At 72.8% G+C, this 17272-nt stretch carries 19 protein-coding genes and 1 pseudogene; 7 read left to right on the top strand and 13 right to left on the bottom strand.

Annotated features, from left to right (window positions below):
* Positions 1-54: 54 nt before the first annotated feature.
* The 3 genes from MUY22_RS33635 to MUY22_RS33625 are packed head-to-tail and all read right to left on the bottom strand — an operon-like array spanning position 55 to position 1859.
* The gene (locus MUY22_RS33635) at positions 55-405 is read right to left on the bottom strand and encodes a TraR/DksA C4-type zinc finger protein (protein WP_247051193.1); all 351 of its coding nucleotides are present in this window, start codon (positions 403-405) and stop codon (positions 55-57) included.
* On the bottom strand, positions 398-1012 hold the full coding sequence (locus MUY22_RS33630) for a class I SAM-dependent methyltransferase (protein ID WP_247051192.1): 615 nt from the start codon (positions 1010-1012) through the stop codon (positions 398-400). The genes MUY22_RS33635 and MUY22_RS33630 overlap by 8 nt, the downstream gene beginning before the upstream one ends.
* A gap of 28 nt (positions 1013-1040) precedes the next feature.
* Entirely contained in the window at positions 1041-1859 is an 819-nt protein-coding gene (locus MUY22_RS33625; protein ID WP_247051191.1) for an SDR family NAD(P)-dependent oxidoreductase, read from the bottom strand.
* Positions 1860-1911: 52 nt separating this feature from the next.
* Between MUY22_RS33625 and MUY22_RS33620 the strand changes: the two genes are divergently transcribed.
* A complete protein-coding gene (locus tag MUY22_RS33620) occupies positions 1912-2553 on the top strand; it encodes a TetR/AcrR family transcriptional regulator (protein ID WP_247051190.1) in 642 nt (213 codons plus the stop codon).
* 60 nt (positions 2554-2613) lie between these two features.
* On the opposite strand, the gene MUY22_RS33615 is transcribed toward MUY22_RS33620, so the two are convergent.
* On the bottom strand, positions 2614-5991 hold the full coding sequence (locus MUY22_RS33615; RefSeq protein ID WP_247051189.1) for a TM0106 family RecB-like putative nuclease: 3378 nt from the start codon (positions 5989-5991) through the stop codon (positions 2614-2616).
* 169 nt (positions 5992-6160) lie between these two features.
* Between MUY22_RS33615 and MUY22_RS33610 the strand changes: the two genes are divergently transcribed.
* Positions 6161-6811, top strand: coding sequence for a GPP34 family phosphoprotein (locus MUY22_RS33610; RefSeq protein ID WP_247051188.1), 651 nt, complete (start codon positions 6161-6163; stop codon positions 6809-6811).
* A 5-nt stretch (positions 6812-6816) separates the two neighbouring features.
* On the opposite strand, the gene surE is transcribed toward MUY22_RS33610, so the two are convergent.
* Both surE and MUY22_RS33600 read right to left on the bottom strand, forming a co-directional pair.
* Positions 6817-7560 carry a 5'/3'-nucleotidase SurE gene (surE, locus tag MUY22_RS33605; RefSeq protein ID WP_247051187.1) on the bottom strand — a complete coding sequence of 248 codons (744 nt, stop codon included), beginning with the start codon at positions 7558-7560 and terminating at the stop codon, positions 6817-6819.
* Positions 7561-7583: 23 nt separating this feature from the next.
* Complete coding sequence (locus MUY22_RS33600) at positions 7584-8006, bottom strand: MarR family winged helix-turn-helix transcriptional regulator (RefSeq protein WP_247051186.1); 423 nt, start codon at positions 8004-8006, stop codon at positions 7584-7586.
* 94 nt (positions 8007-8100) lie between these two features.
* Between MUY22_RS33600 and MUY22_RS33595 the strand changes: the two genes are divergently transcribed.
* From MUY22_RS33595 to MUY22_RS33580, 4 genes are all read left to right on the top strand, one after another.
* Positions 8101-8886, top strand: coding sequence for an alpha/beta fold hydrolase (locus MUY22_RS33595; protein ID WP_247051185.1), 786 nt, complete (start codon positions 8101-8103; stop codon positions 8884-8886).
* A gap of 17 nt (positions 8887-8903) precedes the next feature.
* Positions 8904-9659, top strand: a complete 756-nt coding sequence (locus MUY22_RS33590; RefSeq protein ID WP_247051184.1) for an MBL fold metallo-hydrolase — start codon at positions 8904-8906, stop codon at positions 9657-9659.
* 8 nt (positions 9660-9667) lie between these two features.
* Positions 9668-10012, top strand: coding sequence for a putative quinol monooxygenase (locus MUY22_RS33585; protein ID WP_247051183.1), 345 nt, complete (start codon positions 9668-9670; stop codon positions 10010-10012).
* Between the two features lie 73 nt (positions 10013-10085).
* A complete protein-coding gene (locus tag MUY22_RS33580) occupies positions 10086-11228 on the top strand; it encodes a serine hydrolase (protein WP_247051182.1) in 1143 nt (380 codons plus the stop codon).
* On the opposite strand, the gene MUY22_RS33575 is transcribed toward MUY22_RS33580, so the two are convergent.
* From MUY22_RS33575 to MUY22_RS33565, 3 genes and pseudogenes are all read right to left on the bottom strand, one after another.
* Positions 11229-11837, bottom strand: a complete 609-nt coding sequence (locus tag MUY22_RS33575) for a YdcF family protein (RefSeq protein ID WP_247051181.1) — start codon at positions 11835-11837, stop codon at positions 11229-11231.
* Positions 11838-11847: 10 nt separating this feature from the next.
* Positions 11848-12051, bottom strand: coding sequence for a YdeI/OmpD-associated family protein (locus MUY22_RS33570; protein ID WP_247064518.1), 204 nt, complete (start codon positions 12049-12051; stop codon positions 11848-11850).
* 82 nt (positions 12052-12133) lie between these two features.
* Positions 12134-12319 (bottom strand): annotated as a pseudogene (locus tag MUY22_RS33565) (DUF1905 domain-containing protein); the annotation flags it as partial.
* Positions 12320-12464: 145 nt separating this feature from the next.
* Between MUY22_RS33565 and MUY22_RS33560 the strand changes: the two are divergent.
* The gene (locus MUY22_RS33560; RefSeq protein WP_247051180.1) at positions 12465-13715 is read left to right on the top strand and encodes a helix-turn-helix domain-containing protein; all 1251 of its coding nucleotides are present in this window, start codon (positions 12465-12467) and stop codon (positions 13713-13715) included.
* Positions 13716-13991: 276 nt separating this feature from the next.
* Here the strand turns inward: MUY22_RS33560 and MUY22_RS33555 are convergent, their stop codons facing one another.
* The 4 genes from MUY22_RS33555 to MUY22_RS33540 are packed head-to-tail and all read right to left on the bottom strand — an operon-like array spanning position 13992 to position 17262.
* On the bottom strand, positions 13992-14618 hold the full coding sequence (locus tag MUY22_RS33555; RefSeq protein WP_247051179.1) for a cyclase: 627 nt from the start codon (positions 14616-14618) through the stop codon (positions 13992-13994).
* 32 nt (positions 14619-14650) lie between these two features.
* On the bottom strand, positions 14651-14998 hold the full coding sequence (locus MUY22_RS33550) for a helix-turn-helix domain-containing protein (RefSeq protein ID WP_247051178.1): 348 nt from the start codon (positions 14996-14998) through the stop codon (positions 14651-14653).
* A 12-nt stretch (positions 14999-15010) separates the two neighbouring features.
* Positions 15011-16243 carry a lipase family protein gene (locus tag MUY22_RS33545; protein WP_247051177.1) on the bottom strand — a complete coding sequence of 411 codons (1233 nt, stop codon included), beginning with the start codon at positions 16241-16243 and terminating at the stop codon, positions 15011-15013.
* 14 nt (positions 16244-16257) lie between these two features.
* Complete coding sequence (locus tag MUY22_RS33540) at positions 16258-17262, bottom strand: alpha/beta hydrolase family protein (RefSeq protein WP_247051176.1); 1005 nt, start codon at positions 17260-17262, stop codon at positions 16258-16260.
* Positions 17263-17272 lie beyond the last annotated feature (10 nt).

Here is a 17272-nt window from a genome sequence, read left to right as displayed (position 1 = left end):
CAAGAAACGGCGTCATTCCTGTCCGGATGATGTCGAAGAAGACACTCGATCAGCTCAGCGCTTCTTGTTCGCGCAGGCGATGCAGATCCGCGTCGCCGGGAGGGCGGCGAGGCGCTCTTCGGCGATCGGGCCGCCGCAGCGTTCGCAGGTCTCGTACGTGCCGGCGCGCACCCGCTCGGCGGCGCGGCCGAGGTCCGCGAGGTCGTCATGGGCCTGCCGCAGCATCGCCTGGACCTGTGCCCGTTCGAACGCGATCGTGGCGCCTTCCGGGTCGTGCTCGTCGTCGTTGCTGGTGAACTCCGACGCCTCGACGATGCCGTCGCGCTGCCGGGCCAGCGAGGCGGCCAGCCGCTCGGTCTCGGCACGGGCCCGCGCGATCAGCTCCGTCGCGACGCGCTCATCCATGACGGGCGACCAGCCGCTCGACGAGTCCCGCCTTGAACCGCTCCCGCCGTTCGACGACCAGCCCCAGCGCCTCGACGTCCTTCAGCGGCCGGCGCCGGAAGTGCTCGCCGGCCAGGGGCACGCTGGCCAGCTCGACCAGCCACTGCATCCCCCGCACCGGCCACACCGAACTCGCCACGTGGTCCACCAGGATCAGCCGGCCGGCGGGCCGCAGCACCCGGGCCATCTCCCCCACCGCGGCCGCGTGGTCCGGGATCGCGCAGAGGCCGAAGGTGCAGACGACGGTGTCGAAGGACGCGTCGGCGAACGGCAGCTCGTGCGCACTGCCCTGCTGGAGCGTGATCGCGCGGCCGAGCTTCTCCGCGCGGTCGCGGGCGAGGTCCAGCATTGCGGCGCTGAGGTCGAGGCCGGTCAGCCGGACGCCGGCGGGGTAGTTCGGCAGGTTCAACCCGGTCCCGACGGCGACCTCGAGCACGTCACCCGACGCCTGCCCGCACACCCACGCCCGCGAGTCGCCGAAGAGGCGGCGGTCCCAGACGTCCATCTCCGCGTCGTAGGTCGCGGACTTGCGGTCCCAGTACCGCCGCCACCGCTCCGCCTTCGTCATCCCCCCAGCGAACCACGAACCCGGGGGTTCAGCCGAATGCCGCCTGGGCGAGGGGTTCCCACTCGCGCCAGGTTTCCAGGCGCTCGCGGTACTCCTCTTCGACCGCGGCGAGGGACTTGCCGAAGAAGACCCGCTTCGGCGGCTTCTCGGTGTCCGCCAGTTGCAGCAGCGGCCCGCGGGTCGCCCGGGGATCGCCCAGGTCCCACTCGATCCGGCCCGCCTCGCGGACGGCGTCGTAGTCCGGGTCCGGGGCGCTGGTCCGGACGCTGGCGCCGCCGAAGTCCGTCCGGTACGGGCCGGGCTCCAGGCAGATGACGTCGATCCCGAACGCCGCCACCTCCTGCCGCAGGGACTCCGAAAGCCCTTCCACCGCCCACTTCGACGCGTGGTAGGCCCCGATGCCGGGGAACGCGCGGACGCCGCCCTCGCTGGTGACCTGGATGATCCGGCCGCGGCCCTGCCGGCGCATGACCGGCAGCGCCGCCTGGGTCAGCCAGAGCGTGCCGAAGAAGTTCGTGTCGAGTTCCGCGCGGATCTCCGCTTCGGTGAGTTCCTCGACCATGCCGAAGTGCCCGTAACCGGCGTTGTTCACCAGGACGTCCAGGGTCCCGAACTTCGCCACCGTCGCTTCGACGGCCGCGACCGCCGCCGCGCGGTCCGTGATGTCCAGCCGCAGCGGCAGCACGGCGTCGCCGAAGCGCTCGACGAGCGGGCGCAGGCTCTCGACGTCGCGCGCGGTGGCCGCGACCCGATCACCCCGCTCGAGCGCCGCTTCGGCCCATTCGCGGCCGAAGCCCTTCGACGTTCCCGTGATCAACCAGCTCTTCGTCTCAGTTCGCTGCGTCATGACATAACAGTAGCACGGACTGCATTAATAGGCCGAGTGGTAGTGTTCGGTCATGATCGCCGGAGACAGCCGCCGTGAGCGCAAGAAGGCCCTGACCCGCGCCCGCATCCAGGAAGCGGCCTTGGAGCTCTTCGCGAGCCAGGGCTACCGGGACACGACGATCGCGCAGATCGCCGCGAGCGCCGACGTCGCGACCCGCACGGTCACGCTGCACTTCCCCGCCAAGGACGACCTGCTGTTCGCCGACGACCCGTTCGACCCCGAGTCCCTCGGCCGGCACCTGCGCGAGCGGCCGGCCGGCACGCTGGAGGCGCTGCGCGACTGGATACACGCGACCATGCGCGCCCTCGACGCGAGCGACCTCGAGCAGGAGGCCGACCCCGCGCAGGTGTGGCGTCGCCGAGCTTTGCGCGCCCGGCTGCTGATGGAGGACGACGACCTGCGCGGCCGCGCCCGCGCCGGCTACCGCGACCTGGAACTCCTGGTGGCCACGGGAATCGGCGAGGACATCGGCCGGCCGCCGGACGCGCTGCTCCCCCGCCTCGCCGCCGCCACGGTCGTCACGGGCCTGCGCGAGATCTACGTGACCCGGGAAGGCCAGGCGAAGGCCACGTCGGCGGCGAGCGAGCTGTCCGGCCTGGTCGACGAGGTGGTCGCCTTCGCCGAAGCCGGCCTCCGCGACGCCACCCGGTGATCAGACCACCGAAGTCCGTGAATGCCACATCGAGGGACTAAGTGTCCCTCGATGTGGCATTCACGGACTTGACGGTGTGACCGGCCAGGGATCGGCGCCGGTCATCAGGCCGATCATGCCCGCGACCAGCCGCATCTGGTCCACCGTCCGGATGTCGGCCTCGACGAGCCTCGGTGAGCACACGAGGATCGCCAGCGCCTGGGCCCGCGACAGGGCGACGTTGAGGCGGTTGCGCGAGAGCAGGAAGTCCAGCCCGCGCGGCAGGTCGACCGCCGACGACGACGTCATCGTGGTGATCACCACCGGCGCTTCCTGGCCCTGGAACCGGTCGACCGTGCCGACCCGGACGCCGGGGAACCCGGCTTCCTCCAACGCCCGCGTCACCGTGCGCGCCTGCAGGTTGTACGGCGCGACGACGACGATGTCGGCGTCGCCGAGCGGCCGGGGCGTCCCGTGGTCCGTCCACAAACGACCGTGCAGGCCGGCGACGATCGCCGTGACGGCCGCGGCTTCCTCCACCGAGCGGGTCGTGTTGCCGTGGTGGTCGACCTCGGCCAGGTACAGGCCCGCGTCGACGCCCTCGATGGCGCGCTCGGCGGCCGACGGGTGGGCGTGGAGGCGCCCGGCGTAGGACAGGTTCGACACCGGCTCGCACACGGCCGGGTGCATCCGCCGCGTCTCGTCGAGGAAGTAGCCCAGCGCCGGCGGCATGATGTCGGCCTCGCCGATCAGGTGCCCCAGCGCCGACGCCTCCGCGCCCGCCGGGTGCGTGCCCTGCACGACCTGCGGCAGCTGCTGCGGATCGCCCAGCAGCAGGACGTTCCTGGCGCACATCGACACGGCGAGCGCGTCGGCGAGGGCGAACTGGCCGGCCTCGTCGATGATCAGCAGGTCGAACGGTTCCTCGCGGATCGCGGCGTTGGCGAACGTCCACGCCGTCCCGCCGACCAGGTGCCCGTTGTCGTGCTCCAGGCGCCAATTCACCAGCGCCGGGTTGCTCTTCGGCTGGTCCCACGGCGCGGCCGGGTCCGGCGTCCGCTTCGCGCGCTTGGCGCACGGCAGCTCGGGCGCGCTCTTCATCGCCGCGCTCAGCACGTTTTCCACGGCCTTGTGGCTGTTGGACGTGACCGCGACGGTCCGTCCGGCGCGCACGAGGTGGGCGATCAGCCGCCCGGCGAGGTACGTCTTGCCCGCGCCCGGCGGCCCCTGCACGGCGAGCGCAGAGCCGTCCAGCTCGTCGACGGCCTCGATCACCGTGCGGACCAGGTCGTCGCCCGGCTCCGGCAGCGCGGCGCCGCCGAGCAGCCGCGGCGACGTCCGGCGGAGCAGGTCGACGCCGGGGTGGCGCGGCAGCACCGGAAGCGCGTCGACCACAAGGCGGGCGAGATCGGCGACGGCCTCGTCCTTCGGCGACGGGCGCACCGGGCTGCCGGGCAGCACGGCGGTCGGCCGGTCGCCGGTGGTGGCGTCGGGCGGGCAGCTCTCTTCGAGCGTCAGCTCCACGGCCGTCGCGGCGACGACCTTGGCGTCGCGGGCGGTGGCGCCGTAGCGCAGCCGGACGTCGTCGCCCGGCGCGAACGGGTGCGGCCGGTCCGGGTCGCACGTCAGCAGCAGCGTCCGCTTCGCGTTGCGGACGCGCCCGGCCGGCGGGACCCACTCCCCCGCGTCCAGCGCCACCGGCACCGCGCAGGCGGTGTCGACCTCGAGGTCGCCGAGCGGCGCGGCCAGCTGCCGGAAGTACTCCCACCACGCCGGGTTGGTCTCGCGGCGGTGGTAGCCGACCGACGCCGCCAGCAGCGCGCGGGCGCGTTCGTCGGGGGTGAAGGCGCCCGGGTCGTCGGGCAGGCCGTCGAGCAGCGGGTCGACCAGCGCGGCCAGCTGCGCGGCCCGTTCGGCGCGCCGCTCGGCGGCGACGTCCTCTTCGGTCTGCCGGATCAGCGCGTCCTCGGCGGACTCCTCGACCGGCTCCGGGAGGTCGATCCCGGCGTCGGCCCGGATCTGGTGGAGGAACTCGAACAGCCGCAGCGTCGAGACGCAGTCGTACTCGGTGGTGTCGGCGATGCCGCGCAGGATCTCCCCGGCGCGCTCCGGTTCCCCGGACAGCGCCAGGTACTCCTCGTAGGCCTCGACGTCCGACACGGCGGTCTTCCCGCTGCCCTCGCGCGCGCCGGGCATGTAGAGCGCTTCGAGGTAGCGGATCGAGTAGGACCGCTGGGACACGCGCAACGCCTTGCGCACCACGGCGTACAGGTCCACGACCGCGCCGCCGCGCAGCAGCTGGTCGACGGCCTCCTCGCGGGTGCCGTGCACCGCCGCGAGCCGCTTGATCGCGGTGACCTCGTAGGGCGCGTAGTGGTAGACGTGCGAGCCGGGGTGCTCGGCGACGCGCGCCTCGGCGAAGTCGACGAACTCCTCGAACGCCCGCTTCTCCTGGGCGCGGCTGTGCGCCCAGAACGGCGTGAACGCCTGGCCGTCTTCCGTGGTGACCGCGCCGAAGAGGTACTCCAGGCCCTCGCCCGACAACGCGTGCGGATCGCCCGCGAGGTCGAGGAAGACGTCGCCCGGCGCGGGGGCCGGCAGCTCGGCCAGCACCCCGGGCTCGACGATCTCGTAGGAGACGTCGCCGGTCCTGTCCTGCCGGACCTGCAGCGCGGCCTGGGCGCGCAGGGCCGCGAACGCCGTGACGGACAGGTCGCGCGGCCGGTCGGCCGGCCCGGCCGCGGCCAGCGCGTCGATCGAGCCGAGCCCGGCGGCGACGAGCTTGCGGCGCTGGTCGCCGCGCATCCCGGCGACGAGCGAAAGATCGCGGTCGGCCTCCCGGGCCGACGTGCAGTGCTGGGCGAACCCGCAGCTCGCGCAGGCCGGGCGGTCGTCGGCCCACAGCTGCGCGGGCAGGCTCGGCACCCGGCCGCGCAGCCGGGTCCGCAGGCGGTCGACCAGGGGCCGGAAGTCGTCGACGCGCAGGGTGCGGGTGCCGCCGTCGGCTTGGCGCAGGTGCAGGTGGGGCCCGGCCGGCCGGCCGGCCCGGGTCAGCGCGTCGGCGAACGCCGTCAGCTGCACCACCGCGGCGGGCTTCGCCTGGCGGGCCGGCTTCGCGTCGTAGACCTCGTACCGGCCTTCGCCGTCCTGGACCAGGAAGTCCGCACGGCCCGAGAAGTCACCGTCGTGCAGGACGGCCCGGTGGATCACCGGGACGCCGTCCCGCAACGCCGCTTCGGTCGCCTTCGCGGCGGCGGCCAGGTCGCGGACGTCGATCTCGGCCACCGCGCGGCCTTCGGCGCGGAACCCGGCGAGCATGGTCTCCGCCGCGCTGCGGCCCTGTTCGTCGGGCGTCGGGCCGGGCCGTGGCGCGCCCGGCAGGCCCGCGGCCACCGCCTGGTTCAGGACGCTGCGGTGTTCGCATTCGAGCAGGTCGGCGAGATCGGCTGGGGTGTACATCGCCGCGAAGTCTGACACGGCGGTACACCCGGTCGGACCACACCGGCCCCGACACGCCGACCCCGGGGCCGCGCATTCCGGTGACGAATGGCCTCGACGCGGTCGGAAACGTGGCCGCCGGGGTATTCCTGTTCGGCCGAGGTGTCCGCGCCGACCCGCGAGGAGCGTCATGAAACAGCCCCTGCCCCAGCGGATGTACCTGTTGTGCTGGGACGGAGACAAGAACCGGCTCGACCCGGCCAGCGTGCTGGCCCGCGGGCCGCTGCTGCGGGCGGCCGCGGTGGCCGAGCTGACCCTCGGCGGGCTCCTCCAGGACCTCGACGGCAAGGCCGGCCGCACGCCGCAGGCCGCGCGCACCCCGGACGACCCGTTTCTCGCCCAGGTCCTCGACGGCGTCCCGCCGGACCGGCCGCGGCGCTGGGCGAGCGTCCTGGACCGCGACTGGCACCAGGCCGAAGCCGCCGTCCGCGACCAGCTCGAAGCGGCCGGCGCCCTGGCGGTCGAGCGCCGCCGGGCGCTGGGCCTGTTCCCGGTCCGCCGCGTCACGGTGACCGATCCCGACCGGGCCCGGACGCTGCGCGAGCGCGTGCGGAACGCGGTGCTGGGCGGGCACGACCCGGCCGGGGTGGCCATCGAGGACACGAGCCTGGCGTTGTTCGCCGCCAACGGCGACGTCCACACCGTCTTCACGCCCAAGGAGCGGCGCGCGCACCGGAAGGCGTTCCGGGCGATCGCCGACCACGTCGACACGGTGCTGCCGGGGCTGCGGAAGGGCTTGATCTGGTCGGTGGCGGCCCGCCGCTCGGCGGCCGCCGCCTGAGAGCGTCACCAGACGAGGTCGGGATCCTCCGCGACCGAGCGCAGCGCGGTGACCGTCGCGTGGCCTTCGGCCAGCAGCGCGGCATCGCTGCCCGGTTTCAGATCGTCCCCGACCAGTTCGGCCGACAGCGCGATCGTGCCGTCGCCGGTGTCCTCGACGTGGACTTGCACGGTGCCGGACTCGGCCAGCCCGGCTCGCCGCGGCGGGCCGGACTCCGCGCGGTCCGGCACGTTGAGGTTCAGCACCGATCCCGGCGGCAGGGCCGCGAGCCGGTCGAACAAGCCCGCCGCGACCGTGACGGCGGTGTCCCAGTGCGGGTCGGTTTCGTCGTCCGGGGCGACGTCGAGCGACACGGCCAGCGCGCGGGCGCCGTGCAATGACGCCGTCAGCGCCGCGCCCACCGTGCCCGAGTGCAGGACCGCGCGGCCGGTGTTCGCGCCGAGGTTGATCCCGGACAGCACGACCTCCGGCGGCTCGCCGAACGCGCCCTGCGCCGCCAGCAGGGCGATGAGCCCGGGGTGCGCGGCGACCGCGTACACCGGAACACCGGCCAGGCCCGGCACCTCCCGCCGCTCGACCGCGACCCGCCGGGTGTCCCCCGCGGCGGCGGTCAGCCCCGCGCCGGTGCCGCTCGCCTCCTCGGCGGGCGCGGCGACGACGACGTCCCAGCCGTGGTCCCGCGCGCCGCGGGCCAGGGCGTGCAGCCCCGGCGACTCGACGCCGTCGTCGTTGGTGATCAGGACCTTCACGTGTCCTCCTGCTCGGGCGCCGCTCACGCGGTCGGGTCGGGGCCGAGGGCGCGGTCCAAGAGCCCGCCCAGCTGGTCGAGCTGGGCGGGCGTCAGGTCCGCGAAGGAGGACCCGAAGACGCCGTCCACGCGGTCCTGGCCTTCGGCGCGCAGCCGCGCGCCCTCTTCGGTGAGCCGGTGCCGCACGGCCCGGCCGGGTCCCGGGACGCGCTCGATCAGGCCGCGGTCAGCCATCCGGGTGGCCAGTGACCCGAAGGACTGGTCGGTCTGGAAGGTCAGCGCGGCGAGGTCGTGCAGCGACGCCTCCGGCTCGCGGTGCAGGTGGCGCAAGGTGTCCCACTGCACGAGGGAAAGCCCCAGCGGCGCCAGTGCCCGGCTCAGCGCGCGGTGGTGGCGGTACTGCAGGCGCTTCACGGCCAGTGCGACCTCTGCCGGGGGATACGTCATGCCTTCACCCTAACTCATCGGGGACAGCTTGCTTATCTAAGGAAGCTGATCTAAGGTTCCTTAGGTAAGCCCCGCCGAGACCGAAGAAGGCACCATGACCACGCTCTCCCCGGCCGGTTCGCTCCGGCCCGTCCGCACCGGGACCCACACGTTCGGCACCGCCGAGGTGACGCTCCAGGACCGCGACCGCACCCGGCCGTTCCTGCTGCTGCACGGCGGTGGCGGCGTCGCGACGATGGCCGGCTTCGCCGACCTGCTCGCCGAGCGCACCCACTCCCGGGTGCTGCTGCCCACCCACCCCGGCTTCAGCGGCACGCAGAAGCCCGACGGCCTGACGAACGTCACCGAGCTGGCCAAGGTCTACGTCGCGATGCTCGAGGAGCTCGACCTCACCGACGTCACCGTGCTCGGCAACTCCTTCGGCGGCTGGCTGGCCGCCGAGATCGCCCTGCTCGAGAGCCCCCGCGTCAGCGGCGCGGTGATCGTCGACGGCGTCGGCATCGAGGTCGACGGCCACCCGGTGACCGACGTCCGGGGCCTGACCCCGGACGAGCTGCGGGCCCTCTCCTGGCACGACCCGAGCCGGGCGCCGGTGCCGCCGGCCGGGGGCACCGGCCCGAGCCCGGACGTCGTCGCCCTCCTCGGCTACACCGGCGCGGCCATGGCCGACCCGACGCTGGCCAAGCGGCTCGGCGGCCTCGACATCCCGGTCCACGTCATCTGGGGCGAGAGCGACGGCATCGTCACCCCGGACTACGGCCGCGCCTTCGCCGCCGCGATCCCGATGGCCAAGTTCACCCTGCTCCCCCGCAGCGGCCACCTCCCCCAGTTCGAGACGCCCGAAGAGCTGCTCGGCGCCCTGCTCGACCTCGGCAACTGACGGCAAGGAGAAACCGCATGAGCACCTCGTTGAGCGTGACCCGGATCGGGCACGCCTGCCAGCTGATCGACATCGGCGGGCTCCGCGTCCTCACGGACCCGTGGTTCACCCAGACCGCCACCTACTACCAGGGCGAACCGGTCGTCTCCCGCGTCGAAGACCTTGGCCGACTCGACGCGGTCGTCGTCACCCACGAGCACTACGACCACTGCGACCTCGACGCGCTCGTCGCCGGCGGCTTCGACCTCGACACCCCGCTGATCGGGCCGGGTACCGTCGCGACCATCGCGCGGGACAAGGGTTTCCGCGACGTCCGCGTCGTCGAGGCGTGGGAAGCCACCACGGTCGGCGAGCTGACCGTGACCGCGGCGCCGGGCAAGCACGGCGTCCACGAGGTCACCTTCGTGATCCAGGCGGGCGGCCGCACGGTGTTCTTCGGCGGCGACTCGCTGCGCGTCCCCGAGCTCGACACGATCCCGGAGCGCTTCGGGCACGTCGACCTGGCCATCCTGCCGACCAACGGCCTGTGCATCCGGCCGATGAACCTCCAGCAGGTCGTCATGGACGCCGAAGAGGCCGCCGGGCTGACGGCCGCGCTGAAGCCGACGCTGGCCGTGCCGCACCACTACGCGTTCCACAGTGGACAGCTGGGCGACCGGATGATCACCAAGGGCGACCAGGATCCGCGCCACTACGCCGACGCGGTCGCGCGGCTCGCGCCGGAGATCGAGGTCCGGCTGGTCCTGCCCGGCACCCCGGTGCTGGTCCCGTGAGGGAGTTCATGCCCGAGGTCGCCGCGGACCTCCCGCCCGGCGAACGGCCCATGGTCGCCGTCGTCCGGGCGGTGCCCGGTCACGAGGAGCAGCTCGCCGCCGCCATCGCGACGCTCACCACCGCGGTACGGGGCGAGCCGGGCTGCCGCGAGTTCCGACCGTTCCGGGACGTCGCGAACCCCGGCGTCTTCTACCTCTACGAGATCTACGCCGACACCGAAGCGTTCCGCGTGCACCTGGCCACCGGGCACGTCGCGCACTTCTTCACCGAACTGGCCCAGCACAGCACTTCCGACGCCGGGGCCTTGGTTCAGCTCGTCGAGGTAGCGCCTGCACCACCCGGCGTCCGGTAGGCAGCGCTACTGATCTTCGTGCCGGATTCGACCAGCATTGGGCCATCGAATCCGGTTCGGCGAAGGAGAGCTGATGCAGACGACGGTGCGCAAGGGCGTAGTGGTGCTGACCGTGGCGGGGGCACTCGGGGCCGCCCTGACGACGGCGGCAGCGGCGGGCCCGCCCCCGAAATCCGCGGTCCAACAGAGCCTGGACTCGCTGGTGAGCCAGGAGAAGTTCCCCGCCGCGCTCGCCTCCGTGACCAAGGACGGCCGGACGACGTCGCTGGTCTCCGGCTCTGCCCGGCTCGGCGGCCGGGTCCCGGTGCCGCGTGACGGCGAGGTCCGGGCGGGCAGCAACACGAAGACGTTCACCGCGACCGTGGTCCTGCAGCTCGTGGCCGAGGGCAAGGTCGACCTGGACGCGCCCATCGAGAAGTACCTGCCCGGCGTGGTGCGCGGCGAAGGCATCGACGGCACGAAGATCACCGTCCGGCAGCTGCTGCAGCACACCAGCGGGCTGCCGAACTACACCGAGTACATCGGACTGGAGGACTTCGGGAAGATCCAGCACAAGTTCTTCCAGCCCCACGACCTGCTCGCCGCGGCCCTCGCCCACCCGGCGAAGTTCGCGCCCGGCACGCGGTGGGAGTACAGCAACACCAACTACCTCCTGGCGGGCATGCTCATCGAGCGCGTGACCGAACGCCCGGTGCAGGAGCAGATCACCGAACGCGTCATCGAGAAGGCGGGGCTGCGCCACACCTACTGGCCGCAGCCCGGGGACCAGACCATCCACGGACCCCACCCGCGGGGTTACGCGACCCGCACCTTCACCGATCCCACGATCGTCGACGCCACCGAGATGGACCCGTCCTGGGGCGGCGCGGCCGGCCAGCTGATCTCGACGCCGAGCGACCTCGCGCAGGTCTCCCGCGCGCTGCTCGACGGCCGGCTGCTCCCGCCCGCGCAGCTGGCCGAGATGCGCAAGACGGTCGACGCGCCGCTGCTGCCCGGGTGGCGCTACGGCCTCGGCCTGTTCCGCGTCCCGCTCAGCTGCGGCGGCGCGTACTGGGGCCACGGCGGTGACATCGAGGGGTACGAAACCCGGGGCGGCACCACGGACGACGGCCGGTCCGTCGGGCTCGCGGTGACGGCGTTGCCGGGCACCTTCGGCGACGCGGACCAGGCGGCGAAGGCCGTCGTGGCCACTGTGGACACCGCGTTCTGCCGGTGATCACCCAGCGGGCCCGGGCCGGGTTTCCGGCCCGGGCGCGACCTTCCGTTCGCCGGCCGTGAGCCTGCGGAGCGTCCACAGCCCGTAGAACGCCAGCAGGGGTTTGCCGAGCAGCCACTCGCCGAAGCGGTAGTCGTCCGCCCGCACGAGCCGCTCGGCGAGATCAGGGCGTTGCCGCCGCAGGTACGCGCGGGCCTTGAGCGCGTGCGCCGGCTGGGAGACGATCTTGATGCGGTCGACGTCCTCGAGGAGCGGGAGCACGTTCGTGATGTTCTCCCAGGTCGTCGTGCTCCGGTCTTCGAGGAGCACCGGGCCGTCGAACTCGAGCACCGCCTTCGCGTAGTCGGCCATCAACCGGGCCTCCGCGGCTCCGTCTCCGGTGGGACCACCGCTGAAGATCACGCGGGCGTCAGCGGCCGCGGACCGGAGTCCCGCGCGCACCCGCCAGCGGTTGACGACGTTCGCCGTCGGCCGCGGGTTCCGGTAGCCCAGCACGACCACGGCTTCGGACGCGCCCGCACCGCGTCCGACGAGGGTGCGAGACCAGCGCCGGTTCAGCCACTCGCCCCAGGCCAGCACCGCGGCTCCGGCCAATGCCAGTTTTCGCATGCGGCGAACTCTACGGCCGCGGGCGCTCCTTGACGCCGTCGGCGAGCAGGCCGACCACCTCGGCGATCCGGGCCGCGCGGACGTCCGGTTTGCCCTTGGTCCCGTCGATCCAGCGCAGGTACGCCTTGCGGTAGAAACTGCGCCAGCGTGTCGAAGAACGCGGCCGCCGCCGGGTCGGCGGCCAGCGCCGCGGCGAGGTCTTCGGCGAGGTCACCGCGTTGCGGCCCCTCCGGGGCGAGTTCGACGGTCACCTCGTCGCCGATCGCGACGGCGGTGTCGCGCAGCCACAACGGCGTCACGGTCAGTGCCCACCCGGTGTCGCCGGGAGCCAGCCTCCCGCGGACGCGGCGGTCGCCGATCGTGCCACCCACCGGGTGGTCGGCTTTCGCGCCCCACGTCTCGTCCGGGTCGAACGGCACCTCGATGACGCCGGCACCCCGGCTGCCTGCGGCGATGACGGCGCGGAACCGCTGAGCACCCATGCCCCGATCGTCGCGTCTTTAGCAGCCGCACACAACCGCGTCCCCCGGATTCATCACCCCGGCTCAGCCGGTCCGGGCCGTTTTGCGTCCGCGCCCGGCGCGTGAGTGCATGGCAAACGGGGCAGTGGAGCGAAGGAGCTTCGACATGAACGAGCCGGCGGAGCGCGGACGCCCGGCGCCGGAGACGGGCAGCCAGGCCCGGACGCTGTGGGTGTCCCTGCCCGGCGAGGTCGCGCGGCGGTTCCGGCCGCACACGGACAACCTGGGCAAGAAGATCCTCGAAGCGATCCAGCGCGAGGTGCCCGAGTACGCCAAGCCCCTGGAAGGCGGCTTCGGCTCGGTCATCATCAAGGCCATCGAGGAAGCCGTCATCGGCTCGATCGACAGCATCGGCGGCCGGCCGTCCACTCAGGACAAGTGGGGGGCGATGTTCCGCGAGGTGGGCCGCGGCGTCCACAAGGGCGGCGGCAGCCTGGACTCGCTGCAGGCCTCCTACCGCGTCGGCGGCCAGGCCGCGTGGCGCTACATCGCGGCGTGGGGCCAGCGCACCGGCATGCCCACGCCGCTGCTGTGCGTCTGCGCCGAAGCGATCTTCGCCGTGATCGAGGAGATCTCGTCGTACTCGGTCGAGGGGTACACGGTGGCCCAGACGAAGGCCGCGGGCACGCTCGAGCGGCGCCGCCGGCGGCTGCTGGAACTGATCCTCGCGACGCCGCCGTCGTCCCCGCAGAGCATCGCCGCCACGGCGAAGGCGGCCGAGTGGAAGCTCCCGGAGCACGTCAACGCCGTGGCGCTGGAATCCCCCGACGACCAGCACGGTGACCTGCAGGGCCTGCCGCTGCACGCGGACGTCCTGGTCGACCTGGAGAGCACCCAGCCGTGCCTGGTGTCGGCCAACCTGGAGCGCGACCTGCGGCTGCTGCAGCCCGCGTTGAAGGGCTGGCTCCTGGCGGTCGGGCCGCGGGTGCCGCTGGCCGACGCGGCGACGTCGTTGAGCTGGGCGTGCCGGACGCTGCAATTGATGCGGCAACGGGTGATCGAGCCGAGCCCGGTCGTGCACAGCACGGACCACTTGAGCACGGTCTGGCTGATGCACGACGACTTCCTGCTCACCGAGCTGAGCCGCAAGGTCCTCGGCCCGCTGGTCGGCCTGACCGCGAAGCAGCAGGAGCGCCTCGGCGAGACGCTGATGGCGTGGCTGGAGTCGCGGGGCAGCACGCCGGAGATCGCGGAGGTGCTGAAGATCCACCCGCAGACGGTGCGGTACCGGCTGAACCAGCTGACGGAACTGTTCGGCGACCGCCTGAACGACCCCGCCCAGCGGCTGGACATGCAACTCGCCCTACACGCCCACCGCCTGCGCGGGACCCGGCCCGTCGATGTCGCCCAGGCGTGAACGGGCGCGGTGACGGGCTCGGACGCTTGGACTTGCGCCCTCGCGCGTGGCCGGCCGGGCGTCGCCGGCATGGCCCCGGTCTGAGCCCACCGCAGCGAACCAGCTGACCGAACCTACCTCGGCGACCGCCTGAACGACCCCGCCCAGCGGCTGGACATGCAACTCGCGCTACACGCCCACCGCCTGCGCGGCACCCGGCCCGTCGACGTCGCCCAGCCGTGAACAGGCCGTGGCGGCCGGGGTTTGTCACCCGGCCGCCACGGCCCCGTACCTGGGTCAGGCGATCGTCGTCGTGGTGAAGATGGGGCTCGGGTTGGGGAAGCAGGCCGTCGGGGCGGAGATGTCGAAGATCTGGTTGACCACCGAGGTGAACGTGAGGCCCGGGTTGCTGTAGCTCGTGCCGGCCAGCTGGGTCTTGATGGTGCCCGAGGTGCCGGCCTTCAGGTGGAACGTGATGGTCGGCAGCTCGAACGCCGCGCCGCCGGCGATCGGGCCGGGGAAGCTCAGCGTGGCCACGCCGCCGGAGACCGCGATCGTCGGGGCGCTCGAGCCCAGGCCGGAGCCGCCCGACAGGGCCGCGCTCACGTACGTCGAGTTCGCCGGGACCGGCAGCTTCAGCGCGAAGTTCTTGACCTGCTTGAGCTTGAAGCCCGCGACCGTGGCCGGCACGGTGTTCGGCGCCGGGTCGACGATGATGTCGAACGCCGCGCCCGGCGCGACCGTGGCCGGGGCCGTGACGTCGGTGCCCTGGACCAGGTTCGCCTGCTGCGGGCCGACGATCGGCGCGTTGGCCTGGCAGTCCAGGTTGACCGGGACGACCGCCGCGGACGCCGGGGCCGCGAGGGCCACCGCGGCCGCGCCGGCCACCGCCAGCACGCCGAGGGGACGGATGCCGTGGGACATGGGAACCACTCCTTTGTGGATGGTGACGGAACCTAACGAACGGTGAAACGGTGGGCCGTACGCGCGATTTCGAGCAGTTCGGCGTACTCGACGAGCCGGGTGCGGTCCGCCGCGGCGAGGCACTGGTAGAGCCGCAGCAGGCGCGCCGGCTCGGACGGGTGGCCGGCGGCCTCCTCCAGGAAGAAGCCGACCGGTCGCTGGTAGAGCCCGGCGAGGGCCTTGAGCTCCAGGCTGTCGACCTTGCGCGTGCCCGCTTCGATCCCGGAGACCGCCGACCGCGGCACGCCGAGCCGGTCGGCGACCGCGCGCTGGGTCAGCCCGAGGCGTTCCCGGCACGCGCGCAGCCGCGCGGCCAGGCACTCCTGTTCCTCATCGTTCACGCGCCTCGCCGATCAGCAGTTGGACGGCGCCTGGTCACCGGCGAACCGCTTGACGATCCACTGGTGCGCGTCCCCGTTGCCGGCGAAGATGCCGGACAGGTGGTCGGAGACGTAGGTGTTCCACTGCTCGCGGACCCCGGCGGCGCAGTAGGTCTTGTGCAGCGCGTCGGCCTGCGGCGTGTTCACGATCTCGTCGGTGCTCGCGTGGTACTGGAACACCGGCACGCGCGGCGGGTTCGCGCCGAGCTTGTTCTGCGCGAGCCGCGCCTTCCACTGTGGGGTGTCCAGCGGGTTGGACGTCGTGTAGTCGCTGATCTTCTTGAACGGGTAGTTGGTCAGCAGCTCGACGACGCAGGCGTTCTTCTTGGCGTCGTTCAGCTGCTGGCGGCCGGTGTCGTTGAGGTAGGAGTCCAGCTTCAGGTCCGGGTACGCGGCGTCGAGACCGACCGCGGCGAAGGCGAGGAAGCCGAAGCCGATGTAGCCGTCGAGGCCCTTGGCGACCGCGGTCAGGTCGGCCGGGACGCCGCCCGCCGCGACGCCGACCAGGTTCAGCTCCGGTGCGTAGGTGGGCTGCTTCTCCCCTGCCCACATGGCTCCGCCGCCGCCCTGGGAGTAGCCCTGGAAGATGACCTTGGCGGCCTTCGACAGCTTGGCCGGGGAGAAACGCTGCGCCGCGCGGACCGAGTCGATCACGGCCGGGCCCATCGACTGGCCGGTGATGTAGGTCGGCACCGTCGTCGGCGAATAGCCCTCGTAGTCGGTGACGGCGACGGCGTACCCGCTGGCGAGCGAGTCGTTGATGGCCGGCTGGTCGTAGAGCGTGCCACGCTCGATCGCCTTGGACGGCGTGCACTTGAACGCCGGGCCCTGCGTGCCGACGCCGTAGCCGATGATCGGCGCCTTCGCCGGGTCGACGCCCTTCGGGACGAGGATCGTGCCGGTCACCGCGTCCGGCTTGCCCTGCCCGTTGGTCGAGAGGTACATGACTTCCCAGGCGTCGGCGTTGGCGGCGTTCATCAGCGGCACCGACGGGCGCCAGCGGAGGACGTCACCGGGCTGCCCGGCCGGCAGCGGCGCCGGGGCCTTGTAGAAGGAGTCGTCGAACGGGCCGGGCAGGCCCACGGCCGCCGTGGCCGCGGGGACGGGCGCGGCGGCCGCCGGGGAGCCGACGACGGCCACTCCCGCCGCCAGCGTCGACAAGCTCAGCAGCGCGAGCAGGACTTTGCGTTTCACCGGAACCTCCATCGGGGAAAGGACTTTCACACGGGCAGGCCGAGCGCGGTCGCGAGGATCGGCCAGGAGTTGTGCAGGGCGCGCTGCCAGTACGGCCAGCTGTGGGTGCCGGGGCCGTAGTAGTCGACGGTCGCCGGGATCCCCTGCGACTTCAGCTTGTCCGTGAAGCTCTGGGACGTCAGCAGCGCCGACGGCTCCAGCGGGTCGGACTGCCCCGGCGGGTCGAGCGGGCCGGTCTGGCCGTTGCCGCACGAGAGGTAGAGCGCGGTGCCGCGCAGGGCGTCGGTGTGGTCGTAGGGGTTGTGCGCCGACCAGATCGGCCAGGTCGCCACCTCGTCGCCCCACAGGTCGAAGAAGTTGTAGAATCCCGCGCGCGCCAGGATGCCCTTGATGACGCCGGCGGTGCCCGGGAAGAGCGTGTTGGGCACCCCGCTGTAGGAGGCGGCCGCACCGAACATCCCCTTGTGCTGGAAGGCGTACGCGAGTGCGCCGTACCCGCCGATCGACACGCCGGCGACCGCGCGGCGCGTGCCGCCGTGGTAACCGCGCTCGACGATCTGGCGGACCTCGGCGGTGTGGAACGTGTCCCAGTCGGGAGTGCTCTTCAGGCCGAAGTTCCACCACTTGCTGTACATCCCGGCCGCGCCGTCGGTCGGCATGACGAGGATGACGTCCTTGGTCGCGGTGAACGCCTTGACGTCGGTGAACTGGTCCCAGGACTTGTAGTCCACCGGCTCGCAGCAGCCGTGCAGCAGGTACAGCGTCGGCCAGGTCCGCGTCGGCTGCGCCTGCCAGCCGGTGGGCACGATCAGCCGGACCATCCCGGTGGTGCCCAGGGCGGGCGAGCTGATCTTGAGGTCGACGGTGCGCGCGTCCAGCCAGGTCTCCTGGGTCACCTTCGCGCCGTCGTCGGCGGTCACCGGAGCCGCGGCGGCCACCGGACTGGCACCTGTGCCGAGGAGCACCGCCGCGAAGAGCACTGCCAGTCCTGCCCGGCGACGACGTCGGCGCCCGGCCCGCTCGAGGTTCATCTGTTCTCCG

The organism is Amycolatopsis sp. WQ 127309 (assembly GCF_023023025.1).
In the GTDB taxonomy this organism is placed as follows: domain Bacteria; phylum Actinomycetota; class Actinomycetes; order Mycobacteriales; family Pseudonocardiaceae; genus Amycolatopsis.
This window is presented reverse-complemented; position numbering and strand designations above follow the sequence as displayed.